Source organism: Ochrobactrum soli, assembly GCF_003664555.1.
Taxonomy (GTDB): domain Bacteria; phylum Pseudomonadota; class Alphaproteobacteria; order Rhizobiales; family Rhizobiaceae; genus Brucella; species Brucella teleogrylli.
Window position 1 is genome coordinate 387125 of sequence record NZ_RCHH01000004.1, and the last position, 25292, is coordinate 412416.

The following is a 25292-nucleotide window of genomic DNA, read 5'->3' on the forward strand; positions in this document are numbered from 1 at the left end:
TTACGGGCTATGCCCTCACGAAAGGGGCCGTCGCATAACAACTGGCGGCGGCCCTCATAGTTGCAAATGCAGGAGCGCCGGGATGGTTCCCAATTTTATCGGTTTTTCCTAATCCGCTCCGCCAACTGTCTTGGCCTTCGCGAGCATATAATCTTCGGCAGCTAGCATATGTTCGTAGGCGATGCGTCGTGCATCCTCTGGTCTGTCCTCTATAAGTGCGGCCAGCAGGCGGTGCTGGAAAACAAGGCCAGCTTCACGGGATGCAGGCGTGGGATCTGCATAGATGCTCCGTGCGACAGGCAGGTTCCGCAGAAGATGGTGCGTCAGCCCGCAGATGAAACCGAGCAGTCGGTCAGGACACAATCGCGCCAGCAGCGAATGGAAATCGAGTTCCGCCACACGCTGCTGGCACTGGTCGTCCAGATCGATAGGCGGGCGATCATAAAGGCGCATGGTGTTTTCCAGTTGGATGATATCGCCTTGCATGAGCCTGCCTGCCAGCAATGCCGCAATTTCCGGTTCCAGAAGTTTGCGGATGGAGTAGATTTCGCTCAAGCTTGGCTGATCGAAGAAGAAGAAGCTGCCCAGCATTTCCATAGCATGTCGTGCCGATGGCTCCGCCACAAATGCGCCGCCGCCCGGCCCGCTGCGCGTATAGATAAGCCCTTGCGTTTCAAGTGCTTTCATTGCCTCACGAACAGTCCCCTTGGCGGCTTTGAACTGATCGATCAATTCCTTTTCCTGAGGCAACCGGTCCCCGGGCTCCAAGGTTTTCGCCCTAATGAAATCCTTGATGCGATCGGCGATCTCTTCCGGCCTACGCTTGGCTTTATTCACGCGCGCACGCGCCCGTGTTTCGTCCTTGTTTTTAAGGTCCGTCTTGACCATACGCTTCTACTCTTTCCTGATGCGGGGTGCGCTTTCCAGCAATTGTCGCGTATAGGCGTGTTGCGGATGAGCGAAAAGATCGCGGGTCGGGGCTTCTTCCACAATTTCTCCGAAATACATCACCGCCACCCGATCTGAAATTGCTTCCACAACCGCAAGGTCGTGACTTATAAAAAGATAGGAGAGATCGAACTCCCGTTTGAGCTGGTCCAGAAGCAACAGAACCTGAGCCTGCACCGAAACATCAAGTGCACTGACTGGTTCATCCAGCACGATAATCTCGGCCTCCGCTGCGAGTGTTCGCGCTATTGCAATCCGCTGTGCTTGCCCGCCAGAGAACTCATGCGGATAGCGTTCCAGCGTGTCTTTTGGCATCTGCACGGCATCAAGCAGTTGCACCATCTTCTGCTTGCGCTGCGCCGTGTCGAGTTTGCCCAGAAGCTTAAGCGGAACGTCAAGAATTTGTCCTATTGTCTTGCGGGGGTTGAGCGAAGCGACAGGGTCCTGAAAGACGTATTGGATGACCTTGCCAAATGCTGAAGCCCCCGCTTTGCGCAGATCGGTCGCATCGCGATCCGCGATTGTCATGGTCCCACTTGTGGGTTCCGTCAGCCCGACAAACATGCGCGCAAGGGTGCTCTTGCCGGAGCCGCTTTCGCCGACCACGGCAAGGGTCTCCCCCCGCCGCAAATCAAGAGATACTTTTTTAACCGCATCAACCTGATGGCGTTTTCGACCGAAGAGCGTTCGTCCCCCGCCAAAGGTTTTGGTCAGATCGCGTGCACTGATAGCAATTTCACTCATGCTGTCATGCCTTTATTCCCGCGTCCAAAGACTTTAGCTACTTTGTTCAAAAAACTTGCGCCCTGTCCGAGTTCTGGCACGCACGCAATGAGCCGCTTGGTATAGTCATGCTGCGGGTTGGACAGGACTGCCCTCGCCGTGCCCGTCTCGACAATCTCGCCATCCTTCATCACCGCAACGCGATCGCAGATTTCTGAAACCACGCCAAAGTCATGGGTGATGAACAACAGCGCGATGCCGCGTTCACGCTGCAATTCGCGCAGCAAATCGAGAATTTTGGCCTGTACCGTTACATCGAGCGCCGTCGTCGGTTCGTCGGCGATGATGATATCGGGATCATTTGCCAGAGCCATTGCAATGCCAACACGCTGGCGCTGGCCGCCGGAAAGCTGATGCGGATAGTGACTGGCGCGTTCCCTGGCGTCTGGAATGCCAACTTTCTCAAGCAGTGCTATTGCTTGCGCGCGCCGCTCCGTTGCGGTGATGCGCCGATGCGCTCCGATCGCTTCTTCGACCTGCCAGCCGATGGAATACATCGGATGCAATGTCGTGAGCGGGTCCTGAAACACATAGGCCACCTTGCTGCCGCGAAGGGCCGTCAGTTCAGTCTCCGGCATGGAAAGCACATCCCTGCCCTCAAGAAATATGGAGCCATTGCGGATAAGCCCGGGCGGCGATGCGACAAGCCCCATGATTGAAAGCGCAGTAACGCTCTTTCCTGATCCGCTTTCTCCAATGAGGCCGAGACATTCCCCCCGTTCCAACTGGAGAGAAACATTTTTGACGGCAGGGGAGAAATGCCCGCCGCTGACGAACCCTGTTTCCAACCCATCAATCGACAATGCCGCATTGCCCAATATTTCGGGTTTTGTAACTCGATCTCTGGCGACGTCGGTTCGTGCACCGGGACGCGCAAGGGCACCGGACCGTAGGCGTGGATCAAGAACGTCGCGTACACCGTCTCCAAGGACATTCAAGCTAATCACAAGCAGGAAAATCATCAGCCCCGGAACAATCGACACATGCGCGGCATTGAAGAGCTGCGCCCTGCCCTCACCCAGCATCGAACCCAGATCAGCTTGTGGCGGCTGCGCGCCCAGACCGAGAAAGCTGAGACCAGCCGTTTCGAGGATCATCCAGCCGGCAGTCGTAGACATGGTGATGACGATTACCGGCATCACATTGGGAAGGACTTCGCTCGCTAATATCGAGATGGGGCTTTTTCCAGAAAGCCGCGCCGCGTCGATGAATTCGCGATGTGCGAGACCCAGCGTAACACCGCGTACATTGCGCGCAAAGAACGGGATATTGACGACGGCTATTGCAAACAGCGCATTCATCAGTCCGGGGCCAAGAACTGCGACAATCGCCAAAGCAAGCAGGATATAGGGAAATGCCATCAGCATATCGACACCGCGCATCATCAGATTATCGGTGCGCCCACCCACAAAGCCAGCGACCAGACCGATAGAAGAACCGATAACAGCCGCGATCAAAGTAGCAGCAAAACCCACTGCGACCGATACACGCGTCCCCCAGATGACCCGGCTTAGGATATCCCGGCCCAGTTGATCCGTTCCAAGCAAATGGCCGGACGTGAACAAGGGCTGCAACCGCGTCGCGGGTGACGTGGCATCCGGATCGGGTAACGGCAGCAAAGGCGCCGCCAGAACGACAAGGCAGATCGCGACCAGTAGAAAAAAGCCGAAAGCGGCCAGCCGATTGCTCATGAGCAGCCCCCATGAGGTCAATCGTGTCTGCGCCGCAACCGCCGCACTTTGTGTCAGCAAACTCATGTGCGAATCCTCGGATCAAGCATGGTCTGGAAAATATCGGCAACCAGATTGAAAAGGACGTAGCTCGCAGCCACCACAAGCACACCGCCTTGGACCAGCAGAATATCGCGCGTGGATATTGCCTTCACCAGCATCGCGCCTATGCCCGGCCATTGAAATACGGTTTCGATATAGACCGCTCCGCCCAGCACAAACCCTGCCTGTATACCGATCACGGGAATGACACTGACAAGTGCAGCGCGAAACGCATGGCGGTAGATCACTCGTCGCTCGTTCAGCCCCTTGGCGCGGGCGGTGCGGATATAGTCTTGTCGCAAAACTTCCAGCATCGCGCTGCGCGTCAATCGGGCGATAACACCCGCCGCCACAACGGCAAGTGTTGCAGCAGGTAAGATCAGGTGCCAGATCAAGTCCTTCAGATCACCGCCGCCATAGACGGCATACATACCGGATGCGGGCAGAATTCGCCAATGAACAGCGAAAAGATAAATCAGCAGGAGACCGAGCCAAAATGAGGGGATGGAAATTCCAGCAAGAACGACGAAGGTGATCGCCCTGTCCGCCCAACCAAACTGACGTACGGCTGAGACGATGCCCGCCAGCAATCCGACGATGGAACACAGGACGAGCGCCACGCCAGCCAGGATCAGTGTCGCATGAAATCGTTCCAGAACCTCATCGAGTACCGGCCTGTTGAGAACGAAGGAACGGCCGAAATCGCCATGCAGCAGATTGCTGATCCAGATGAAATACTGCTGCACGAGAGGCTTATCCAGACCAAGATCGCGGTTTACCCGCTCGACGTTTTCAGGCGTTGCATAGGAGCCGAGCAATGCGGTTGCCGTGTCGCCGGGGATCATGGCCATCACGAGAAAAACAATGATCGAAAGTCCCAGCAACACGGGGATCACCGCTACAAGGCGTTTTAAAATATAGGCTGGCATTTCAAGCCCTCCTTTAAATCCGAGATACTGCTGCCCTAGACTTTGGCAAGCGGGTTTGAGGCTTACTCCTTTGTCACCGTTTTCAGATGCAGCAGGAAGGACGGTTGCAGCTTGAGGCCTTTGACGGCAGCGGTTGTCACCGCATTCTGTTTCCAATTGGCTACGAAAAGCCATGGCGCGTCGTCATGCACAATCGCCTGTACCTCGCCGTAGAGCTTGCCGCGTTCGGCCTGGCTGTTCGACGTGCGCGCTTTTTCAAGAAGCGCGTCCAGTTGCGGGTTGGAATAATAGCCGGAATTAAATCCGCCCTTGTCAGGCAAGGCATCAGTCCGCAGCGTCAGATACGGCACAGTATCCGGGTCATTGGTCATCCACGCCATTTCGGCCATATCGGCTTTGCCTTCGAGACCCGTGTTCACGCGGCCCAGAAAGGTGTTCCATTCGTAAGTCTCGATTTTAACCTTGAACCCAACGGCCTGAAGATCCGCCTGGATCGCCGCCCCCATGGTGATGGGATCAAGCATGCCAGAGCCGCCCTCTGTCACATAGAAAGTGATTTCCGGATTGGTGACACCGGCCTCGGCCAGCAATGCTTTGGCCTTTTCGGGGTCATAGGGATAAGCCTCCGTCTTGTCTTCAACCCAGTTGAACGCCGGTGGAATGGGACCGGCTGCAACAGTCGCGGAGCCTTGCAAAACATTATCGACAAGCGCCTGTCTGTTGACTGCATAATTTGCAGCCTGCCGTACCTTCTTATCAGCGAAAGGGCCAGTTTTTGCATTCAGAATAGTGAACCAGACATGAGGTCCGGCCTGTTCCGCTACGGCAAAATTCGCGTCCTGTTTGAACGTGGCAAGATTGTCTGGCGGCACTTCCACCATGACATCGAGGCCACCAGCCATCATTTCTGCAACGCGGGTATTCGGATCAGTTATTGGGCGGAACACAACGGCTTCCAAAGCGGGCGCGCCGTCCCAGTAATCGGGGTTTCGTTCCACCACAACGCGTTGACCGGATTGCCATTCGGTAAATTTGAACGGACCTGTTCCCGATGGATGCCGCCCAAACTCCTTGCCATATTTCTTCACAGCTTCGGGCGAAACGATAAGACCCGTCGGATAAGCCAGATTGGACAGAAATGGCGCAAATGGCTCTTTCAATTTGAACTCGACTGTTGTCGGATCAATCGCATTGACGGCTTCAATCGACGAGAAATTGAAGGAAAGGGGAAATGGCCCGGTGTTGTAGAAAGGATGATCCTCCTTCAACATCCGATCAAAGTTGAACTTCACCGCCTCGGCGTTGAAATCGGACCCATCATGAAATTTGATACCCTGACGCAGCTTGAACCGATAAGTCTTGCCGTCATCTGAAATGGTCCAGCTTTCGGCCAATGCAGGCTCAACCTCGAGTGTCCCATCCTTATAGCGCACGAGACCATCATAGATATTGACCAGAATACGGAAATCATTGGTTGCGGTGACTGTATGCGGATCGAGCGATTGCGGCTCCGCAATCTGCCCCACGATCAGCACGTTGGGCGGCGTTTGAGCCAGTGACGGCATTGCCGGCCCCGCAATTGCGAGCGCCATTGCCGCCAGCGCAGCACGAAATAATCTTCTCATCGAGCGATCCCCTTTCGTTATGCCTATTTAGCTAACACTAATTTATAGGCATAAACTTTTCTGGATCAACTAATTATCATAATAAATTTCATACTGCTGAAAAAGGCGGACCTCGGCCCGCCCTTAAACTGTGAAGGTTTCTGCTATTCGGCGGGAGTGTCTTCAGGCTTCAAATCCTGCTCGGCTTTGGTGGATTTTTGATGCGTAAAGCCCTTCAAACCCTTGGCTGTTTCTTCGGCGTCACGTTTAATTTCCACGTCGCTCATTGCATAATGAACGGCCAGTTTAGCAATTGAGGTCAAGGCGCTCAAATGAATGCGCTCATACCCATGGGACGCATCAACGCCGAATGTTAACAGCGCGGTCCGTACGTCATGCCCTGCCTCCACGGCAGAAGCCGCATCCGAGCGATAATACCGGAACACGTCTTTCTGTACCTGAATATCTTGTTCGCCACAGAGTTCATAAAGCTTCTTGGTCAGATGATAATCGAAGGGCCCCGTCTGGTCGGCCATAGCGAGCGTTACGCCGAATTCCGACGAGTTTTGCCCCGGCGCGGTCGTTCCATTATCGATGGCAACGAGAGAGGCAATATCGGGAACCACCACAGCCGACGCGCCGACCCCAACTTCTTCGCCGATGGTGAAGAGCCAATAGGTGTCAACCGGCGTTTCGATCCCGCCTCGCTGCATGGCTTCGAGTGAGGCGAGCATGATGGCCACGCCTGCCTTGTCATCCAGATGGCGAGAGACGATGAAGCCGTTATCAATAAACTCTGGCGCGGGATCGACAGCAACAATATCGCCCACATCAATCCCAAGCTGAACAAGGTCTTCCTTGTTGCGTGCCAGTGCATCAACCCGCAATTCGACATGGGGCCAGCCGACCGGCTGAGTGTCGACTTCTTCGTTGAAGGTGTGCCCGGATGCCTTTAATGGCAGGATGGACCCGCGATAGGTTCCCTTGCCGGAAAAGATGGAAACCCGTGCGCCTTCTGCGAAACGGGCAGACCAGTTTCCGATAGAGACCAGTTCAAGACGACCGTTATCTTTCAGGTACTTAACCTGCGCGCCTAATGTATCCACATGCGATACGATACCCCGCGCCGGGCGCCGGGATGCGCCCGGTCTACGGGCCCGAATTGCACCGCGTCTGGTCAGCATCACTTCCAGACCGAGCATTTCCAGTTCACGGGCGACATAGCGGACGGCTTCATCCGTAAAACCCGTTGGGCTTGGTATCGAAAGAAGCGCTTTAAGCCTTGTAACAAGGTAGTCCTGATTAATGGGGATGGAGTTCTGCATAAAGCGAATGTCGCAGAATGCAGAAATATCGTCAACAAGGTGGGGCCACTTCCTCGTGAAGTTGGCCCCGTGCGGCCTTGTTATCACCGGTCTGCGAAAACGCTTTCAATCGCCGCTTTCGTTGCAGAAACGACCTGATCCGCTTCTTCCTGCGTCAGACAAAGCGGAGGCGCAAAGCCCAGAATGTCACCTTCGGGCATTGCACGCCCGATGACGCCATTGGCAAGAAGGGCGGCCGAAATTTGTGCGCCAATCTTGAGTGACGGGTCGAAGAATTGACGATCATCGCGATCTTCCACAAACTCGATAGCAGCCATCAGCCCCTCACCGCGCACATCTCCGACATGCTTGTGATCGCCGATAGCGTCCTGAAGCGCCTTGCGGAAATAAGCGCCGGTTGAACCAGCATTCTCCACCAGCTTCAGTTCGTCAATGAGCTTCAGATTTGCTACACCGGCAGCAGCACAGATCGGATGCGCCGAATAGGTCCAGCCATGACCAATCGCTCCCATCTTGTCTGATCCCTTGACCAACACTTCCCACATGCGATCCGAGACGATCGATCCGGAAAGTGGCGCATATGCCGATGTCAATCCCTTGGCGATGGTAATCAGATCGGGTTTCATCCCGTAATGGTCTGAGCCAAACATGCTGCCGAGGCGGCCAAAGCCTGTCACGACTTCGTCTGCCACGAGCAGAATGTCGTATTTGTCGAGCACGGCCTGTATCTTCTGCCAATATCCTGCTGGAGGCGGCACGATACCCCCCGTACCCAGCACAGGCTCGCCGATGAAAGCAGCAATTGTGTCAGGCCCTTCCGCCAGGATCATCTCTTCAAGCTTGTCGGCGCAATATTGTGAGAATTGCTCTTCGTTCATCGAGCGATCTTCGCGGCGGAAAAAGTAAGGCGCCTGCGTATGCAAGATGGGCGCACGCGGCAGATCAAAGGCGTTATGGAAAGTCGCAAGACCGGTCAAACTGCCGGTCATGACGCCGGAGCCATGATAACCGCGCCAGCGCGAGATGATTTTCTTCTTCTCGGGGCGCCCCAGAATATTGTTGTAATACCATATCAGTTTGATGTTGGTTTCATTGGCGTCGGAACCCGACAAGCCGAAATAGACGCGGCTCATATGATCGGGCGCACGATCGATAATCATCTTGGCAAGCGTAATTGACACTTCCGTACCATGGCCTACATAGGCATGATAGTAGGCGAGTTTATGGGCCTGTTCAGCGATCGCATCGGCGATCTCCTTACGGCCATAGCCGACATTCACACAGTATAGTCCGGCAAAGGCGTCAAGGCTCTGACGTCCATTCACGTCGGTGATAAACACACCCTTGCCATCGTCCAACACACGGGTTGGAGTCTCACCACGTGCATGCATGCCCATATGTGTCGATGGGTGGAAAAAATGATCGCGGTCCCACGCGGTCAATTCGTTGCTGTTGTTTAACACTGTCAGTTTCCTTTCATTGCGCGACACATTCATGCGGCGGTATCGATGCAGAGATATTTGAGTTCAGTGAAAGCGTGGATGCCGTGATGGGAACCTTCGCGTCCCAGTCCGGACTGTTTCCAACCGCCGAAGGGTATGGGCGCACCGGTGATCTTGGCGCGATTGATGGCGACCATGCCGTATTCGAGAGCACGCCCCATCCGCAGCTGCCGTGCACCATTGGCGGTCACAACATAAGCGACAAGGCCGTATTCTGTATCGTTGGCCCGCGCGATGACCTCATCTTCCTGATCGAATGCAGCAATAGCTGCCACCGGGCCAAAGGTTTCTTCCTGCATGATAGCCGCATCATCAGGCACATCGACAAGCAAAGTCGGTTCATAAAACAACGTATTGTCACCGATGCGATTGCCGCCAACGAGTACCCGCGCTCCTTGCGAACGCGCATCCGCCACGTGTTCTTCGACCTTCTCGACCGCGCGGCTATGCATCAGCGGCCCGATATCTACTCCCGCTTCAAAGCCTTGGCCCACCTTGAGCGCAGCAATTCGCGCCGCAAAGGCTTCGGTGAAAGACGCGAGAATGCCGCGCTGAACAAAAATACGATTTGCAGCCAAACAGTCCTGACCGGAGGTTGCGAATTTCGCGGCCATGGCCACGTCTACAGCTCGCTCCAGATCGGCATCATCGAAAATGATCAATGGTGCATGCCCGCCAAGTTCCATGACAAGGCGCTTGACCGTTGCCGCACATTTGGAAGCGATCAGCTTGCCGATCTCAGTAGAACCCGTGAAGCTCAAAGCGCGTATGCGCGTATCATTGCAAAGCGTATCGACGATTGGCGCCGCCTTGCCTGTCACAACGTTGAAGATGCCAGCGGGAAAACCCGCTCTTTCGCCAAGTTCCGCGAGAGCAAGTGCGGAAAGCGGCGTCTCGGATGACGGATGAACAACGACCGGACAACCCGCTGCGATAGCGGCAGCGGCCTTCCGCGTAATCATCGCGTTTGGAAAATTCCATGGCGTTACAAGCCCCACAACGCCGAGAGCCTCGCGACGTACCAGCATGTCTGCATCGGGCAGATGGCTCGCTATTGTTTCACCGTTCAGGCGTTTTGCTTCTTCTGCAAACCATTCAACGAAAGACGCGCCATAATCGATCTCGCCGAGGGATTCCGTCAGCGGCTTGCCCTGCTCAAGCGTCATCAGTACTGCCAGGTCATCCTGGTTCTGGACGATCAGTTCGTACCATCGCCGCAGAATGCGCGCCCGCTCCTGTGGGAGCAACAGCGCCCATTCAGGAAAGGCCTTTTCCGCCGCATCTATTGCTGTAAGCGTCTGGGTTCCATTCAGGCTTGCGACCCGTGCCAGGCGCTGCCCTGTCGCGGGGTCCACAACCGGAAATGTCTCCGCCTTCTCTCCAGCCACCCAACGCCCGTTGATATAGGCCAGCTCGCGAAAGAGATGTTTCTCACGCAGCCTTTTTAGCCCGTCATGTTGTATCGGATGATCCAGAACGGCATTCATAATGCTTCTCCCAATTCAGGAAAAGCATCTCATAGGAGCACCGTTGATTTGGACCAAAGCGACCGACGCCACTGGTTATTTGGACCAAACTTGGCCCAGTGCATAGTCCGCTTGGTCTACGCTTGATCGTCGGCAAGAAGCGATAGTGGCGCAGCGCCCTTCGCATGCTTGACCAGCTTGGTCACGATATAGGTGAAATAGCGCTCGATACCGATATTCTGGTCCAAAAGCCGGTCGATCAGCCGCTGGTAGCCATCAATATCGCGCGCAGCGACCATCAGGAAATAGTCCACACCACCACCAACCGACCAGCACGAAATGATTTCCGGCAACGCCGAAACGGCACGTTCAAACCGATCAAAGTCACTTTGACGATGATTACCAAGTGTAATCTGCACAATGACATGCGCGATGGGAGCGACTTTACGGTAGGCGATATGCGCATGATAACCGGTCACTATGCCAGCTTCTTCCAGTTTGCGAAGGCGCAGCCAACACGGCGTCGGCGACAGCCCGACCTTTTCCGCTAATGCAAGTTTTGTGATTTTCGCATTCTCCTGCACCGCATCGAGAATACGCAGATCAACAGCATCGAGCTTAAGGGCAGATTTCATTCGGTTGATCCGGTTCCAGTGAGAATTCAGTGCGCTCTTCCTTGCATGAGCAAACAGGGCTGGCAAGGCTAGCCGCCAGAACAGTGGCGCAAATCTAATTGTAATGATCCAATATAATCATTGACATGATCTTTCCCGTCTTTCACACATATTGCAACGAAAATATTCAAGACATGGGGAACGAGCTTGCGACCACACGGTTTCGCATACGGTGCATTATTGCGTCCTGCATTTCAGCACCAATGCAATTGGCCGCAGCCTTTCCGTTCCTCGACTAGTTTTGAGAGGCGAAAGACGTGTCCGCAATGGTGAGTATCCGGGAAGTCGAACAGGCGCACGACAGGCTGCGTGGCCAAATTGTGCGGACCCCGCTCGTTCGCACAAAACGCCTCAGTGAAATGTCCGGGGCACCGATCTTCCTCAAACTTGAAAATCACCAAACCACCGGCAGCTTCAAGTTGCGTGGTGCAACGAACGCCGCTCTCAACGTGCCTGCTTCCAAGCGAAAGTTTGGACTTGTCACCGCTTCCACAGGAAATCATGGCCGCGCATTGGCCCATGCGGCTTCTCTGCAAGGTCTCACAGCCACTATCTGCCTCTCCTCACTCGTTCCGCGAAACAAAGTCGAGGCGATTGAGCGACTGGGTGCCAATATTCGCATTGTCGGAAAGTCTCAAGATGACGCGATGGAGGAAGTCGTCCGTCTTGTGCGCGATGAGAACATGAATGCGGTTCCGCCTTTCGATGATCCACACGTGATCGCGGGCCAAGGAACCATCGGGCTTGAGTTGCTGGAAACTATGCCTGACATGGAAACCGTGCTTATCCCGCTTTCCGGTGGTGGGCTGGCGGCAGGCATCGCCGCCGCAGTCAAAGCACATAAACCCAAAGCCCGAATAGTTGGTATCTCAATGCGGCGGGGCGCTGCAATGCAGGCAAGTCTCGCCGTCGGCCATCCTGTCTATGTAGAAGAAGTGGATTCGCTGGCGGACTCGCTAGGCGGCGGCATCGGTCTAGATAATCGCTGGACCTTCGCCATGTGCCGCGATCTGCTGGATGACGTGCTTTTGCTTGACGAAGAAGAGATTGCCTCAGGTGTGAGACACATGGCCCTTCACGAAAATGAAGTCATCGAGGGCGCAGCCGCCGTTGGTGTTGGCGCGCTTCTTAGTGGCAAACTTGAAGTTTCAACCCCAACCGCGATTATTGTTTCTGGTGGCAATATCGATCCCAAACAACATCGCATGATCATGAATGGCTTTGTGGGGGAGCGAGCTGATGGCTGAAATGCGGATATTAAGCGAAGCAGATCTTCGTCAGTTCATTATGCTCGGTCTGGAAACCATCGTCTGTGTCGAAGATGCGTTTCGCGCGCTTGCAGGTGGAGACGTCCGTATGCCGCCGATCCTACGGCTCGACATTCCCGCCGAGCGCGGGGAAGTCGATGTTAAAACCGCCTATATTCCGGGGCTCGATAGTTTCGCGATCAAGATCAGCCCTGGATTCTTCAACAATCCTTCCATTGGCTTGCCTTCGACCAACGGCCTGATGATCCAGTTTTCCGCAAAAACCGGGCTGATCGAAGCCCTGCTGCTCGACAATGGATATCTGACTGACTTGCGCACCGCAGCAGCGGGCGCGGTCGCTGCAAAATATCTGGCCCGAGAAGACGCCAACACAGCCGCAATCTTTGGCGCGGGTATACAGGCCCAATTGCAGCTCGAAGCCCTCACTCTGGTGCGCCGGATCGGGGAAGCCCGCATCTGGGCACGCGATTTCAAGAAAGCGACAAGCGCAGCGGCGGTCCTGGAACAGAAGCTAGGAATCCCGGTCGTTCCCGTTGAAGATGCGCGAAAGGCCTGTGCGGGGGCCGATATCATCGTCACGACCACACCGTCAGAAAAGCCACTCATCGAGGCTGACTGGCTGGAGCCGGGGCAACATCTCACCGCCATGGGTTCGGATGCCGAACACAAGAACGAAATAGAACCCGAGATCTTTCGCCGACCGATCCTGTATGTCGCGGACAGCCTCAGCCAGACGCGCAGGTTAGGAGAATTGCATCACGCAATCGACGCCGGGATCGTTGCTGCCGATGCCCATTTCCCTGAACTCGGACAGATCATTTCAGAGGGGGGCAGTTTCCTCCGTAATGCCGAAGACATCACATTTTGCGACCTGACGGGCACCGGCGTTCAGGACACGGCCATTGCACGTCTTGCCACGGAACGCGCAACCAAGCGCGACGCTGGTGCCAAAATCGACTCGAACAAATCTGCTGGAGCCAATCAATGAGCGTTGAACTCAATTTCACCCGCGCCGAGTATGACGCCAGAATTGCCAAGACCAGACGCGCTATGGAGAAGGCTGGTTTCGATATCATCATTGTAACCGATCCGTCCAACATGCATTGGCTGACCGGTTATGACGGCTGGTCCTTTTATGTTCATCAATGCATCGTCCTTGCAATGGATGGAGAACCAATCTGGTATGGGCGCCGTCAAGACGGAAACGGCGCAAAACGCACGGCCTGGATCAGCCACGACAGCATTATCGGCTATCCGGATCATTATGTGCAGTCACTGGAACGTCACCCCATGGATTTGCTGGCATCCATCCTTGACGACAAAGGTTGGGGCTATAAAACGATAGCGGTGGAGTTCGACAATTATTGGTATACGGCAGCGGCCCATCACGCTCTGCAAAGGCACTTGCCGAATGCGCGGTTCAAGGACGCTCAGGGACTGGTGAATTGGCAACGTGCCGTCAAAAGCCCCACAGAGATCGACTACATGCGCAAGGCGGGCCTCATTGTCGAAGCGATGCACAAACGTATCGTCGATACAATAGAACCGGGCATGCGCAAATGCGATCTTGTGGCAGAAATCTATGACGCCGGAATACGAGGTGTGGGCGAATTTGGCGGTGATTATCCAGCCATCGTACCGCTCTTGCCCTCTGGTGCAGATGCTTCCGCCCCCCACCTCACATGGAACGATTTGCCGATGAAATCCGGCGAAGGTACGTTCTTCGAGATTGCGGGGTGCTACAAGCGCTATCATTGCCCGCTGTCTCGAACTGTCTTCCTGGGCAAGCCGACACAGGCATTTCTCGATGCCGAAAAGGCCACACTGGAGGGAATGGAGGCTGGTCTCGCGGCTGCCCGGCCCGGCAACACCTGTGAAGACATTGCTTCAGGATTTTTCGGTGTTCTCAAGAAATATGGCATCATTAAAGATAATCGCACAGGCTATTCGATCGGTCTTTCCTATCCGCCAGATTGGGGTGAGCGCACGATGAGCCTGAGGCCTGGTGATCGCACTGAATTGCAGCCAGGCATGACCTTTCACTTCATGACGGGGCTTTGGCTTGAAACCATGGGGCTGGAAATCACAGAAAGCATCGTCATCACCGAAACCGGCGTCGAATGCCTTTCAAAGGTACCACGCAAGCTGGTGGTCAAGGACTAGTTTCATGATGCACACAACGCCACCTCCACGCCCCTCCCCGATCACACCCACTGTCGATCTTACGCGGGATGGAATCCAGCATGGCCATTTGCGGCTGCCGTGGTCGCGGGACGATTCCGCATGGGGCTCAGTGATGATCCCAATCTGCGTGATCCGCAACGGTGATGGTCCGACGGCACTGCTGACCGGCGCCAATCACGGCGACGAATATGAAGGGCCTGTGGCGCTCTATGATCTCGCAGCAAGTCTGAAGCCGGAGCAAATCAATGGTCGCGTCATCATCGTTCCTGCGATGAATTTCCCAGCCTTTCAGAAGGGCACCCGCACCTCCCCAATCGACAAGGGCAATCTCAATCGCAGTTTTCCGGGCCGTCCTGACGGTACGGTCACGGAGAAAATCGCCGACTACTTCACGCGCTATCTTATGCCAGAAGCCGACATCGTATTGGACTTCCATTCAGGGGGGCGCACGCTGGATTTCCTACCCTATGCGGCTGCACATGCTCTGCCCGACAAGGTACAGGAAAGCCGCTGCTTTTCCGCAGTCAAGGCCTTCTCCGCGCCCTATTCCATGCGCATGGTCGAGATAGATGCGGTGGGCATGTATGACACCACTGCGGAAGAAGCTGGGAAGGTCTTTGTGACAACCGAGCTCGCAGGTGGTGGAACCATATCCGCCCGCACGGCCGCAATAGCAAAACGCGGCGTGCGCAACCTTTTGCGCCATTCCGGCATTCTGGAAGGTGAGATTGAACAGTCGCCGACGGTCTGGCTCGATATGCCGTCAAAGGATTGTTTCGGCTTTGCAGACACAGACGGCCTATTGGAACCGCTCGTCGATCTGGGTTCCGAAATTTGGAAGGGTGACCTCATCGCCCGCGTCCATAACATAGCGCGAACCGGCAGTGCACCGCAGGAACACCGCGCCAAGCTCGACGGTGTTCTGGCTGCCCGTCACTTTCCGGGGCTCGTCAAGATGGGTGACTGCCTCTCGGTCATTGCCACAATCTGCGAGGAACCCGTAGCGCGTTAACTGAAACCCATTGAACTACCGAAGCAATAAGCCGGATTAAAACAAACCGGTAATTTCAAAGAGGAGTGAACACAATGCGTATGAAACTTTATACGATTTCTACCCTGCTTTCTGCGGCAGCAACCATTGCCCTCACCCTGCCATCTCACGCCGTCACGATCGACGATCTGAAAAGCGCTGGCTTTGTCCGTGGCGCAACAGCCAACGAGATGCCCTATGGTTACATGGACGAAAGCGGGGCGGCGAAGGGTATTGGCCCTGACGTGGCGGCAGCGATCTTCAAAAAACTTGGCATTGAAGAAGTTGACTGGACGGTCACGCCATTCGGCTCGCTTATCCCGGGCTTGAAAGCCAAGCGTTTTGAATTCGTCGCTGCCGAACAGAATGTCTTGCCGGAACGGTGCAAGCAGGTGCAGTTTACCGTTGCCAATTCCAGCTATGGTGAAGGTCTTCTGGTGCCCAAAGGCAACCCCAAAAAAATTCACTCCTATGACGACATCAAGAAGGACCCATCCCTGAAGGTCGCTATCGTATCAGGTGCAGACCAAATCGACTTCCTGCATGGAATGGGGATTGACGAATCCCAGATCGTGATGATCCAGGGCAATGCCGATGCGCCCTCCACCGTACAGACAGGACGAGCCGATGCTTATGCTGCAACCGAACTCACGGTTGCAAAGCTTGTCGAAAACTCCCCTCAGCTGGAACAGGCTCATCCATTCACCGACCCTGTCGTTGAGGGGAAATCTGCGCGAAGCTTCGGCGCCTTTAGTTTCCGCCCTGAAGACAAGGACTTTTATGAAGCTTTTAACAAAGAGCTTATCGAATTCAAGAAGACCGACGACTACAAGAAAATCCTGACAACATATGGACTTAGCGAAGAAAGCGTAGAAGCTGCACGCGCTGTAGACACAGCAGCACTCTGCAACGCAAAGTAAGCTTATCAGCGCCCGCCGATCTCAATAATATCGGCGGGTCTCTCTGCCCGGGAGACGACCCTATGCATTGGACGGAATATTTACCCGCCCTTTTCAAAGGCGCCCAAGTCACCATCGTACTTGCTTTGAGCTCGATGGTGATAGGCACCATATTCGCGTTTGCGGCGGGAATAGCGCGCTTTGCAGGCGGGAGAATCCTGTCGGCGCTCGCCGTGGTCTATATTGAAGTCTTCCGGGGCACGTCGCTTCTGGTACAGCTGTTCTGGCTCTACTATGCCTTGCCCCTGATCGGCATTTCCTTTGACCCCGTCACCACGGGCATCATGGGTCTTGGCCTGAATATCGGTGCTTATGGTGCCGAGGTCGTGCGCGGTGCGCTGCAGGCCGTACCAGAAGCCCAACATGAAGCGGCACGCGCGCTCAATTTTGGCAAAAGACACACGCTGTTCCACATTGTCTTGCCGCAGGCTATTGTCGAGATGATGCCTGCATTTGGCAATCTCGCCATCCATAATCTCAAGGATACCGCTCTTGCGTCCCTGATCGCTATCAGCGACCTGACATTTCAGGCCCAAAGATTGCGCAACCTGACATTGGATAGCGTGACCATTTATTCCCTGACACTGCTTGGCTATTTCGCGATGGCTCTTTTGCTTGCGACTGCAATAAGATGGCTGGAACGACGCCTTCGCCGCCAGACCATGGCTGGAGGTTTCGCATGATCTATGGTTATGCCTGGGACACCACGTCCACACTGTCCTTCGCCATATCGATCTTGCCGATCCTGGCTATCGGTCTGACCGTAACGCTGAAAGCTGCAGCAACCGGTTTTGCCATCGCCTTGGCGCTTGGACTGGTCTTTGCGCTTTTACGGCGCAGCCGTTACAAAATCGTTTCCTGGCCCACGGCTGTTGTGGTGGAGTTCTTGAGGGATACGCCGCTCTTGGTGCAGCTCTTCTTTCTTTATTACGTACTGCCAGTCTATGGCATTGTCTTGCCAGCATTTTTAACCGGCGCTCTGGCGCTCGGCCTGCAATACTCAGCCTATACATCCGAAGTTTATCGCGGCGGCATTGAGGCCATTCCTCGTGGACAATGGGAAGCGGCCCGCGCGCTCAATCTGACGCCGTGGAGGACATATCGCGATATCGTCATACCGCAAGCGGTTCCCCGGATCATTCCGGCCATGGGCAACTATCTGGTCTCGATGCTGAAGGAAACGCCGGTTCTCTCGGTCGTCAGCATCGTCGACATGCTCAATCTTGCCAACTTGATCGGCGATCGTACCTTTGAATATCTCGTACCGCTATCGATGGTCGGCCTGATCTTCCTCATTTTGACACTCATCTGTTCAGCAGTCATCCGTCTGCTTGAACGAACACTTCCAAAGAACGGGATCGCTCTCAAATGACGCAGGAAATCATTCGCTTTCAGAACGTCGTCAAACGCTTTGGAGCACTGACCGTATTGGATCAGTTCAATTTCTCGGTCACAACAGGCGAAAAAGTTACGCTCATTGGCCCATCCGGATCCGGCAAATCTACCGTGCTGCGCATTCTCATGACACTTGAACCCTTTCAGGAAGGCACGCTGGAATTGGGTGGTGTGCCCTATCATGAGACCGGCGGCAAAGAACCGTTTTATGCCAGCGAAGCACATTTGCGGAAGATCAGATCGCATGTCGGGATGGTGTTTCAGAGCTTCAATCTCTTCCCCCACATGTCCGTAATGCGCAACGTCATCGAAGCGCCCGTCCATGTCCTTGGTCTTAAACGTGCGGAAGCCGAAGCACGCGCGCTGGACCTGCTTTCTCTTGTCGGCCTCTCGGACAAGAAGGATCACTATCCATCCCAATTATCGGGCGGTCAGCAACAGCGTGTTGCCATAGCACGATCACTGGCAATGCGTCCGCGTGTCCTGCTGTTTGATGAACCGACATCGGCGCTGGATCCGCAGCTTGTTGGCGAGGTGTTGTCAGTCATCCGCAGTCTTGCGCAGGAGCATGATCTCACCATGCTGCTGGTTACCCACGAAATGCGCTTTGCGCGAGAAGTCTCTGATCGTGTGTGCTTTTTCGACAAAGGGCGCATCTGCGAACAGGGCACGCCCGAACAGATATTTCAAGCACCGAAAGAAGCGCGCACCAAGGAGTTTCTCCAGTCTGTCCTTTAGGGTCAGGCTATAGCGCCAACATCATAAACTGGTGGAAGTTGTGCAGCGGTTTCACGGATGGTTTCAAGTGCCTTGTGCAAGGTTGTGCGTGACAGCCGTCCGCCAAGGCAAATTCGAATGCCCCCTTGGCCGCGGTCGGCCCCGGCTACAAACGGATCGGATGGCGTCACTGCGACCCCCTTATTGGCCAGCGCTCTTACCAACCCGTCTTCCGACCAGTGGCGCGGGATTTTGAGCCAGGCGCACAGAGACAACGGGTTACTCCCTGCGATCAGAGGCCCCAAGACGTCACTCACCTGCGCCTGTCTTGTACGCAATTCGCCCCGTTGGATTTCGATGAGTTCCTTGACGGTGCCATCCTCAATCCAGCGGCTTGCCATCTCGCCCAGAAGATTGACCCCGCTCCAGCTTGTCACGCGCAAAATCGATGCAACACGAATGGAATATTGCGATGGAACAACGAGATAACCGGTGCGAAGCCCCGTCATGACAGTCTTCGTGAAGCTTGTTACGAAGAAGCCCAAATCCGGCAGCAATTCCGGCATTGAAGGCAACCGTTCTTCGAGGATCGGTTTGTAAACTTCGTCTTCGATAACACAAACATCGTATCTTGCAGCGATTTCCGCGATCGCCATACGCCGTTGCGCAGACATGAGATGACTTGTAGGATTGCCCAGTGTCGGTATCAGTACGAGCGCGCGGACATCCCCAGCTTTGCACGCCATCTCAAAAGCATCCGGCATGACACCTTGTTCGTCGATTGGCAGGCCGCGCAGGGTAAATCCCAGCACATTTGCGAGCCCGATAATGCCATGGTCGGTCAAGCGTTCCGTCAGCACCACCTCGCCCGGCTGAACAATTGTCGCGACCGCAAGAAACAGGCCATGTGCCGCTCCATTGGTAATGACGATACGGCCCGGATCAACATCAACAGATAAGCTACGCAGCCATTCCTGAGCAACGGCGCGATGGTGATCCAGCCCGGCGATTGGCCGACATGGACGCATGAAACTGGCGTTTTCCGTTTGGCTCAATTGTTCAAACAGATGCTTGGAGGCCCGCTCATGCGCCTCCGTATAGACAGCTCGTATGATCGACATATCAGCGGTGCCGCTCGGATCTCGATCCAGCATGAAACGGTCCGCAAGTTCGGTGACGCGATTGCAAACGTAAGTTCCGCGTCCAACTTCACCACGCAGATAACCGCGTCGTTCTGCTTCCTTATAGCTGATACTGACAGTCTGCACAGAAAGTCCGAGTTGATGCGCAAGCTCGCGATGCGTAGGCATCCGGGCTGCCGGTTGCAGAATACCGCCCTCGATATCATCGACAATTTTTTCTGTCAGAAGTCGGTGTTTGGTTGCGCCTTTGCGCAGCTCCAATACGGGTTTCCACATAGGCTTACCGGCTCCATCATGACAAAGTGTCGATTGAACTGTTATAGCAATTTTTGTCATGACATACAGGTCAAATACGACGCAATGAATGTCGCCCACACAATTTGTTAAGATGCGGGCGCCTTGACCGAAACATGGTTTAACCTGGGAATAGCCCCGAAAGAAACTCATTACGGTCACATTCGACCTGTGCACTGGCTCCGTCACCCAAATCGCCTCTAGCAGAATTTCTGGAAAGGAAAGATGATGCCAAGAATTGCATCGCTTGCATTCGTAACTCTCGTCGCCCTGACCCCTGCCGCAATGGCTCAGCAACAGGCACCACAGCCCCCGGCCAATTCTGCGCCAGCGGCTCAGCAACCTTCAACAGCCCCAACCATACAGACTGTATCTGTGGTAGATATCAAGGAACTGCCGGCTGAAAGCCAGAAAGAGGTTCAAGCCGTAGTCGAAAGACGCAGCGCCGATGACCTCACCAAACTGCGCACATCAGTGAAGACGTTCCCCGAGGCGCGCGACGCCCTGCAAAAGAAAGGCATGAACGAACAAGATGTCATTGCAGCCAGTCTTTCTGAAAATGGCGCTTTGACGCTGATTACAAAAAAGGCAAGCTAACAACTTGCCATCGGAAGCAAAAGTCGGGCCGGAAGGGCCGGCTTTCAAGATCAAGCCTCTGCAAAGCCGATCCGCAGCGTCGCGATATCATCATAATAGACGATATGGCCGTCGCGGATGATAATTCCGCAATCACAATGATGCTGAGATTAACCGACAGTTCGTCTATCAGCTTGCGATCATTGTCATCACACCGCTCCAACGGATGTATTTTGAAAACCAGCCGCAGATGTTGCGGAGCCGATGCTGCAAAGCTATCAAGCACTTCAGTTATCCGACGCGCATTGTCCCACCCTCGGGCGGAGCGTTTCAACTGGGTATCCTGTGAAACCTGCAAAGCCACCACAAAATATTGACCGACACTGTGCTCCAGCAGGCGGTCGATGATTGCGCTTCGATTGTCCCCAAAGCCAACGGCTAAAATTTTTGATCCAGCGGGGCAACTCACGGAGTATGCCGATATCACGGCGCATAAGCTGCCGTTGTCTGCGCTTTCCACAAAGCGTTACGGACGCGTAATATAGCCCACCATAGATACACATAGCGGAGAAATGACCCCGATTGGGAGGGTAAGCATCTTCAAGATCAATTCGGAATCTGCGTGGCGGAAGCTGCCCGGCAATTGGGGAAAAGGCGTTGTTTGCTCCGAATTCCAGTGTGATCGCACCGGGGCGGATATATCTCTTCTTCAAGAGATATCACGACTATGTTCAGTTGCGCGGCCACTCGGCGCGTGATGATGTGAACCGGACGTTCTGAACCGAAGAGAACCATGTGCGTGATGTTCTGTGTGCTCGCTTGAACAAGCAGCCAGTCTTCGAGACCATCTATACCGCCCGTGTAAACGCGTGTGCCGTTTCGTCGCCCGGAAAATAGCCGATCACCCGGATTGAACAACACTTGAATGCAATGATAGCGTAATTGCGTCAGATATCTCCGAAGCAGGCGGAACGCAGGCCCAACCGGTCCTTGTAACAGGAGAACCCTTTGCCACGGCGCGGGCTTTTGCTCGTCTATGGGATCAGCCCGCACAATGTTTGTCTTATTTCTTGCGCGATAATTCACATCGGCGAGATTGCATCCAACAGGATTGCCCCTCGCCCTTGTCGTTTGTCGATTTAATGTTGGTCCAATTCTCTTTTTATATTGGTAGAAGCATAACAATTCGAAGGCGATAGCAGAGCTGGCAAGGCGGACAGGCCTCACTAAAAATGGCGATCAAAAATCGAGCTTTGTTTCACTATTTGGCAATGCAGATAAAAATGACCCCCAACGTTCTTTCCGTCAGGGGCCTCATGATTGTAAAAACTGCTATTCAGCAGGCTGCGCCGAACAGCGCTCGTCGACGGCCAACGTTGTACGCTCGCCAGACAAAGCCCTCTGTCCTAATCCGACGATTAAAACGGTCGTCACAGTTGCAACAATCGACACCCAGAAGCCGTACGCAGCACCAAAATTATCGACGACCCAGCCCGCGATGAACGCACCGAGCGCCATCCCGATACCGATCCCCGTCATGACCCAGGTAATACCTTCAGTCAGCATGCTTTCCGGCACGCGGCGTTCGATGAGACCGAAAGCTGTGATGAAAGTCGGCGAAATGGCTATGCCGCTGACAAAGACAGCCACGGCCAGTAGAGCGACCGACGAGCTTGCAAACAAGAGCGGCAGGGCGGTGATTGCAAGGACGCTAACCGCAATGAGCAGCTGTAGCGGCAATTGAATTCTGGGTTTGAGCGCGCCTAGCGTCAGACCGACCACAAAGGATCCGATGGCGTATACACCAATAACCAAGCTTGCCATGTTGGGCCGGCCAAGCTCCCTGGTGATCGCGACAGCACTAACTTCCGCTGTGGCGAAAGTCGATCCCACGAATATCAAAGCCAGGGTGATAATTTGAACCGAACGAAGCCTGATAGCGGAACGCTGCGAAACATTTTGCTCAGGCATACGGAGTTTGGGCTCTGTTGAACGCTGAGCGAGAAATGCTATGGTGCCAACAGCGAGAAAGACCGTGCTGATCAACATCCCGGCCTCTGGGAAAAGAGCTACGGTCAAGCCAACCGAGAGCGAAGCGCCGGCGATATAGACCAATTCATCGGCAGCCGACTCAAATGCAAAGGCGGTGTTCAACTCTGGTCGGTCACGAAAAATCTCGGTCCATCGTGCCCGTACCATCGCGGATATGCTTGGCATTGTTCCGGCCAAAAAGGCCGATACGAATAGGGTCCAGTTGGGCCATTTTTGATTGGCAGCCAAAATCAGCGCCGCGAACGCAACCACCGAAACAATGGTTACCGGTCCTACGACGGCCCGTTGCCCAAATTTGTCGACAGCCCGCGATATCTGCGGCGACAGAAACGCGTTGGTCAAGGCAAAGGTAGCGGAAACTGCGCCACCCAGCCAATATTCGCCGTGCGTCAGAGACAGCATCGCGACGATTCCGATTGGAGCCATTGCCATTGGAAGCCGCGCAAAACCCGCAGCGGCGGAAAAGCCAAGCGCGCCGGGCGCGCTGAATATCTCTTTATAGGGGTTGGACATGGACCTATTCCTTGATGCAAAGGTTTTTGCCATTTACATACGTGACGTATGTCAATTGATTACTTGATACGTGGCGCATGTCAACTAATATACGTCACGTATGTGAAAACTGGAGAATAATGTGCGCAAACCCCGTAGCGAAATGATTGCAGAAACCCGGGAAAAGCTGCTGGCCGCGGGACGGAAGGCATTCGGTACAGTGGGCTATGCCGATGCCTCAATGGATGACTTTACGGGCGCAGCCGGTCTGACCAGAGGCGCGCTTTACCACCACTTCGGCGACAAAAAAGGCCTCCTGCAAGCTGTCGTCAATCAGATTGATGCTGAAATGACCGGCAGGCTTTGCGCGATTTCGTCCCGCGCCGCGACACCTTGGCAGGGCTTTGTCGATGAGAATGTCGCCTATGTTGAGATGGCGCTGGAGCCGGAAATTCAGCGCATCATGTTCAGAGACGGTCCCGCGGTGCTAGGAGACCCGTCCGGCTGGCCAAATGCCAATGGCTGTATTGCAACAGTCGCCCGCAGTCTCGCGGATCTGCAAAAGGCTGGTATTATCGTAGACATTGACCCGGAAGCTGCCGCGCGCCTCATTAATGCAGCCAGCAGTAGCGCTGCCCAATGGATTGCCAATGCAGAAGACCCGCAAGTCACCTCAAGAAAGGCTGTGCAGACATTTCGCACTTTGCTGGAAGGGCTTCTCATAAAGAAGGAAACGCTAGCGCCTGAAGCCAAAGCTCGTTGATGCGATGGCATGCATGTTTCGCAGCCTTTGATAAGCCGCTATCGATTTAGAAAAACTTGTGCCGTTACCACCAGACAGTCAGGACTAAAGTTCGATCTGCGTCTCTATACGATGGAGCATTTTTCGCATTTTCTGGTTTTCGGCATTGAGCTTTTCAGCCAGCTGTCGTTTTAGTGCAGCATTCTCGGCCTCAAGCGCTTGCAGTTCATCCAGAATATCAAGTTTCGCTCTCGGAGATGGTTTTGCCTTTACCGGCTTGGCAGCAATTGGCTTCAAGTGACGGCGAGTATTTCGCTTTTTACCTTCAGGCGTTGCCGAGACGGGAGCGGCGATAGCCGGAAGCGTTTCGGCTTCTTGCGGCGACGCGATTGCTTCCAAGATCACCGGCTCAACAATGGCTTTCCCCTGTGGGGTGGGTTCTTGGATGGTCTCAGCAGGCTTGCTGTCAGTTTGCGGGATAGCGGGCTTTGACGGCTCGGCTGCGAGCGGTGCCTTGACATCCTCATCCACTTCAAGGGCAATCGATTTCAGATCAAGGTTGCCCCAAAGAGAGTTGCCGCTCTTGCGCGCACGCCGGTTCTTATATTCAACCACAACATTGCGGATTGGATTCTTCATCCGAAAATAGCTTTCTCGATCAAATTCCATGGAAGTGTACGACAGGTACTGCGCTCTACCTATATATTTCGGGGCCCGTTTTCAACAATCAATCCGCCTTCACAATAGATCGCTCGCCGCATGTCTTTGGATGGCATCTCTTCACAAATTGTCAAAGTAATGGCACTTATGGTTGCATTAAGCATTGTCCCATATATTCGGCACCCGGAAAGCTTACCCGAGTATCAATTCAGGAGAAACTGAACATGGCTGATGAAACCATTGTAGAAGCAAACCAGACCGCTGCCGCAGAGCCTGCAAGCAGCAAGCCGAAAACCCGCGCACCGCGCAAGAAGGCCGAGCCTAAAGCAGCCGCTGCAAAGCCTGCGGCGAAGGCAGCCAAGGCTCCCAAAGCTGCCAAGAGCGCACCCAAGGCCGCTGCAGCTGCTGCAGCACCAGCTGGTCGCAAGGTGAAGAAATATTCGCCAGCCGAACGCGCTTCTATTCTTGCCTCCGTTGAAAAGGCTACCAAGGGTGGCAAGGTCACGTTGAAAGCTGCATTGCAGCAGGCTGAAGTCAGCGAACAGACCTATTACAACTGGAAGAATGCTGCTGGAAAGACCGCAGCACCGGCTGCTGCCAAGGCATCGTCGAGCGACGATCTCAAGGCGCTTGTTGCACTGGAAGCTGAAAACCTCAAGCTGCGCAAGGAACTGGCTGCAAAGCTTCGCTCCGAAAACACCGAATTGCGCAAGCGTCTCGGCAAGGCATAACAAACAACCCACTTGGGGCAGCCCCTGCCCCAACCCGACCATGACAA

General features: G+C 54.5%; 24 protein-coding genes. 11 read left to right on the forward strand and 13 right to left on the reverse strand.

What is annotated here, in order from left to right; genetic code table 11:
• Positions 1 to 108 precede the first annotated feature (108 nt).
• The 9 genes from D8666_RS11300 to D8666_RS11340 form a co-directional block, all read right to left on the reverse strand.
• A complete protein-coding gene (locus D8666_RS11300; RefSeq protein WP_121537903.1) occupies positions 109 to 888 on the reverse strand; it encodes a FadR/GntR family transcriptional regulator in 780 nt (259 codons plus the stop codon).
• 6 nt (positions 889 to 894) lie between these two features.
• Complete coding sequence (locus D8666_RS11305) at positions 895 to 1692, reverse strand: ATP-binding cassette domain-containing protein (protein WP_121537905.1); 798 nt, start codon at positions 1690 to 1692, stop codon at positions 895 to 897.
• Positions 1689 to 3488, reverse strand: coding sequence for a dipeptide/oligopeptide/nickel ABC transporter permease/ATP-binding protein (locus tag D8666_RS11310; RefSeq protein WP_121537907.1), 1800 nt, complete (start codon positions 3486 to 3488; stop codon positions 1689 to 1691). The genes D8666_RS11305 and D8666_RS11310 overlap by 4 nt, the downstream gene beginning before the upstream one ends.
• Entirely contained in the window at positions 3485 to 4432 is a 948-nt protein-coding gene (locus tag D8666_RS11315) for an ABC transporter permease (protein WP_121537909.1), read from the reverse strand. Before D8666_RS11315 ends, D8666_RS11310 begins: the two co-directional genes overlap by 4 nt.
• Before the next feature lie 62 nt (positions 4433 to 4494).
• Positions 4495 to 6057, reverse strand: a complete 1563-nt coding sequence (locus D8666_RS11320) for an ABC transporter substrate-binding protein (protein WP_121537911.1) — start codon at positions 6055 to 6057, stop codon at positions 4495 to 4497.
• A gap of 143 nt (positions 6058 to 6200) precedes the next feature.
• A complete protein-coding gene (locus D8666_RS11325) occupies positions 6201 to 7361 on the reverse strand; it encodes an osmoprotectant NAGGN system M42 family peptidase (protein ID WP_121537913.1) in 1161 nt (386 codons plus the stop codon).
• Positions 7362 to 7444: 83 nt separating this feature from the next.
• Entirely contained in the window at positions 7445 to 8824 is a 1380-nt protein-coding gene (locus D8666_RS11330) for an aspartate aminotransferase family protein (protein WP_121537992.1), read from the reverse strand.
• Between the two features lie 29 nt (positions 8825 to 8853).
• Entirely contained in the window at positions 8854 to 10350 is a 1497-nt protein-coding gene (locus tag D8666_RS11335; RefSeq protein ID WP_121537915.1) for an NAD-dependent succinate-semialdehyde dehydrogenase, read from the reverse strand.
• A gap of 116 nt (positions 10351 to 10466) precedes the next feature.
• A complete protein-coding gene (locus D8666_RS11340) occupies positions 10467 to 10964 on the reverse strand; it encodes an Lrp/AsnC family transcriptional regulator (protein ID WP_121537917.1) in 498 nt (165 codons plus the stop codon).
• Positions 10965 to 11269: 305 nt separating this feature from the next.
• On the opposite strand from D8666_RS11340, the gene eutB reads away from it, so the two are divergent.
• The 8 genes from eutB to ehuA all read left to right on the forward strand — a co-directional run bounded on the left by eutB (position 11270) and on the right by ehuA (position 18577).
• Complete coding sequence (gene eutB, locus D8666_RS11345) at positions 11270 to 12250, forward strand: hydroxyectoine utilization dehydratase EutB (RefSeq protein ID WP_121537919.1); 981 nt, start codon at positions 11270 to 11272, stop codon at positions 12248 to 12250.
• Positions 12243 to 13259: a cyclodeaminase gene (locus D8666_RS11350; protein ID WP_121537920.1), complete on the forward strand. Its 1017-nt coding sequence runs from the start codon at positions 12243 to 12245 to the stop codon at positions 13257 to 13259. Before eutB ends, D8666_RS11350 begins: the two co-directional genes overlap by 8 nt.
• The gene (gene doeA / locus D8666_RS11355; protein ID WP_121537922.1) at positions 13256 to 14434 is read left to right on the forward strand and encodes an ectoine hydrolase DoeA; all 1179 of its coding nucleotides are present in this window, start codon (positions 13256 to 13258) and stop codon (positions 14432 to 14434) included. Before D8666_RS11350 ends, doeA begins: the two co-directional genes overlap by 4 nt.
• A 4-nt stretch (positions 14435 to 14438) precedes the next feature.
• Complete coding sequence (doeB, locus tag D8666_RS11360; RefSeq protein ID WP_121537924.1) at positions 14439 to 15467, forward strand: N(2)-acetyl-L-2,4-diaminobutanoate deacetylase DoeB; 1029 nt, start codon at positions 14439 to 14441, stop codon at positions 15465 to 15467.
• A gap of 74 nt (positions 15468 to 15541) precedes the next feature.
• Entirely contained in the window at positions 15542 to 16405 is an 864-nt protein-coding gene (gene ehuB, locus D8666_RS11365; protein ID WP_121537926.1) for an ectoine/hydroxyectoine ABC transporter substrate-binding protein EhuB, read from the forward strand.
• A 62-nt stretch (positions 16406 to 16467) separates the two neighbouring features.
• Positions 16468 to 17127 carry an ectoine/hydroxyectoine ABC transporter permease subunit EhuC gene (gene ehuC, locus D8666_RS11370; RefSeq protein ID WP_121537928.1) on the forward strand — a complete coding sequence of 220 codons (660 nt, stop codon included), beginning with the start codon at positions 16468 to 16470 and terminating at the stop codon, positions 17125 to 17127.
• Positions 17124 to 17816: an ectoine/hydroxyectoine ABC transporter permease subunit EhuD gene (gene ehuD / locus D8666_RS11375; protein WP_121537930.1), complete on the forward strand. Its 693-nt coding sequence runs from the start codon at positions 17124 to 17126 to the stop codon at positions 17814 to 17816. The genes ehuC and ehuD overlap by 4 nt, the downstream gene beginning before the upstream one ends.
• Entirely contained in the window at positions 17813 to 18577 is a 765-nt protein-coding gene (gene ehuA, locus D8666_RS11380) for an ectoine/hydroxyectoine ABC transporter ATP-binding protein EhuA (RefSeq protein WP_121537932.1), read from the forward strand. Before ehuD ends, ehuA begins: the two co-directional genes overlap by 4 nt.
• Positions 18578 to 18579: 2 nt before the next feature.
• Here ehuA and ehuR read toward each other — a convergent pair whose 3' ends face one another.
• A complete protein-coding gene (gene ehuR, locus D8666_RS11385; RefSeq protein ID WP_121537934.1) occupies positions 18580 to 19974 on the reverse strand; it encodes a MocR-like ectoine utilization transcription factor EhuR in 1395 nt (464 codons plus the stop codon).
• Positions 19975 to 20217: 243 nt separating this feature from the next.
• On the opposite strand from ehuR, the gene D8666_RS11390 reads away from it, so the two are divergent.
• A complete protein-coding gene (locus tag D8666_RS11390; protein WP_235858938.1) occupies positions 20218 to 20589 on the forward strand; it encodes a hypothetical protein in 372 nt (123 codons plus the stop codon).
• Here the strand turns inward: D8666_RS11390 and D8666_RS11395 are convergent.
• Positions 20570 to 21037, reverse strand: a complete 468-nt coding sequence (locus D8666_RS11395; RefSeq protein WP_167836065.1) for a capsular polysaccharide export protein, LipB/KpsS family — start codon at positions 21035 to 21037, stop codon at positions 20570 to 20572. The genes D8666_RS11390 and D8666_RS11395 overlap by 20 nt on opposite strands.
• An 863-nt stretch (positions 21038 to 21900) precedes the next feature.
• Positions 21901 to 23133, reverse strand: a complete 1233-nt coding sequence (locus D8666_RS11400; RefSeq protein ID WP_121537938.1) for an MFS transporter — start codon at positions 23131 to 23133, stop codon at positions 21901 to 21903.
• Between the two features lie 121 nt (positions 23134 to 23254).
• Between D8666_RS11400 and D8666_RS11405 the strand changes: the two genes are divergently transcribed.
• Complete coding sequence (locus D8666_RS11405) at positions 23255 to 23875, forward strand: TetR/AcrR family transcriptional regulator (protein ID WP_167836066.1); 621 nt, start codon at positions 23255 to 23257, stop codon at positions 23873 to 23875.
• 84 nt (positions 23876 to 23959) lie between these two features.
• Here the strand turns inward: D8666_RS11405 and D8666_RS11410 are convergent, their stop codons facing one another.
• On the reverse strand, positions 23960 to 24493 hold the full coding sequence (locus tag D8666_RS11410; protein WP_121537942.1) for a hypothetical protein: 534 nt from the start codon (positions 24491 to 24493) through the stop codon (positions 23960 to 23962).
• A 245-nt stretch (positions 24494 to 24738) separates the two neighbouring features.
• On the opposite strand from D8666_RS11410, the gene D8666_RS11415 reads away from it, so the two are divergent.
• Positions 24739 to 25245, forward strand: coding sequence for a transposase (locus tag D8666_RS11415; RefSeq protein WP_121537897.1), 507 nt, complete (start codon positions 24739 to 24741; stop codon positions 25243 to 25245).
• Positions 25246 to 25292: the final 47 nt, after the last annotated feature.

Excerpts from the sequence above, each read along its gene's own strand:
- D8666_RS11300 (WP_121537903.1), bottom strand. The coding sequence starts at position 888 with ATGGTCAAGACGGACCTTAAAAACAAGGACGAAACACGGGCGCGTGCG.
- D8666_RS11305 (WP_121537905.1), bottom strand. The coding sequence starts at position 1,692 with ATGAGTGAAATTGCTATCAGTGCACGCGATCTGACCAAAACCTTTGGC.
- D8666_RS11310 (WP_121537907.1), bottom strand. The coding sequence starts at position 3,488 with ATGAGTTTGCTGACACAAAGTGCGGCGGTTGCGGCGCAGACACGATTG.
- D8666_RS11315 (WP_121537909.1), bottom strand. The coding sequence starts at position 4,432 with ATGCCAGCCTATATTTTAAAACGCCTTGTAGCGGTGATCCCCGTGTTG.
- D8666_RS11320 (WP_121537911.1), bottom strand. The coding sequence starts at position 6,057 with ATGAGAAGATTATTTCGTGCTGCGCTGGCGGCAATGGCGCTCGCAATT.
- D8666_RS11325 (WP_121537913.1), bottom strand. The coding sequence starts at position 7,361 with ATGCAGAACTCCATCCCCATTAATCAGGACTACCTTGTTACAAGGCTT.
- D8666_RS11335 (WP_121537915.1), bottom strand. The coding sequence starts at position 10,350 with ATGAATGCCGTTCTGGATCATCCGATACAACATGACGGGCTAAAAAGG.
- D8666_RS11340 (WP_121537917.1), bottom strand. The coding sequence starts at position 10,964 with ATGAAATCTGCCCTTAAGCTCGATGCTGTTGATCTGCGTATTCTCGAT.
- eutB (WP_121537919.1), top strand. The coding sequence starts at position 11,270 with ATGGTGAGTATCCGGGAAGTCGAACAGGCGCACGACAGGCTGCGTGGC.
- D8666_RS11350 (WP_121537920.1), top strand. The coding sequence starts at position 12,243 with ATGGCTGAAATGCGGATATTAAGCGAAGCAGATCTTCGTCAGTTCATT.
- doeA (WP_121537922.1), top strand. The coding sequence starts at position 13,256 with ATGAGCGTTGAACTCAATTTCACCCGCGCCGAGTATGACGCCAGAATT.
- doeB (WP_121537924.1), top strand. The coding sequence starts at position 14,439 with ATGATGCACACAACGCCACCTCCACGCCCCTCCCCGATCACACCCACT.
- ehuB (WP_121537926.1), top strand. The coding sequence starts at position 15,542 with ATGCGTATGAAACTTTATACGATTTCTACCCTGCTTTCTGCGGCAGCA.
- ehuC (WP_121537928.1), top strand. The coding sequence starts at position 16,468 with ATGCATTGGACGGAATATTTACCCGCCCTTTTCAAAGGCGCCCAAGTC.
- ehuD (WP_121537930.1), top strand. The coding sequence starts at position 17,124 with ATGATCTATGGTTATGCCTGGGACACCACGTCCACACTGTCCTTCGCC.
- ehuA (WP_121537932.1), top strand. The coding sequence starts at position 17,813 with ATGACGCAGGAAATCATTCGCTTTCAGAACGTCGTCAAACGCTTTGGA.
- ehuR (WP_121537934.1), bottom strand. The coding sequence starts at position 19,974 with ATGTGGAAACCCGTATTGGAGCTGCGCAAAGGCGCAACCAAACACCGA.
- D8666_RS11390 (WP_235858938.1), top strand. The coding sequence starts at position 20,218 with ATGATGCCAAGAATTGCATCGCTTGCATTCGTAACTCTCGTCGCCCTG.
- D8666_RS11400 (WP_121537938.1), bottom strand. The coding sequence starts at position 23,133 with ATGTCCAACCCCTATAAAGAGATATTCAGCGCGCCCGGCGCGCTTGGC.
- D8666_RS11410 (WP_121537942.1), bottom strand. The coding sequence starts at position 24,493 with ATGAAGAATCCAATCCGCAATGTTGTGGTTGAATATAAGAACCGGCGT.
- D8666_RS11415 (WP_121537897.1), top strand. The coding sequence starts at position 24,739 with ATGGCTGATGAAACCATTGTAGAAGCAAACCAGACCGCTGCCGCAGAG.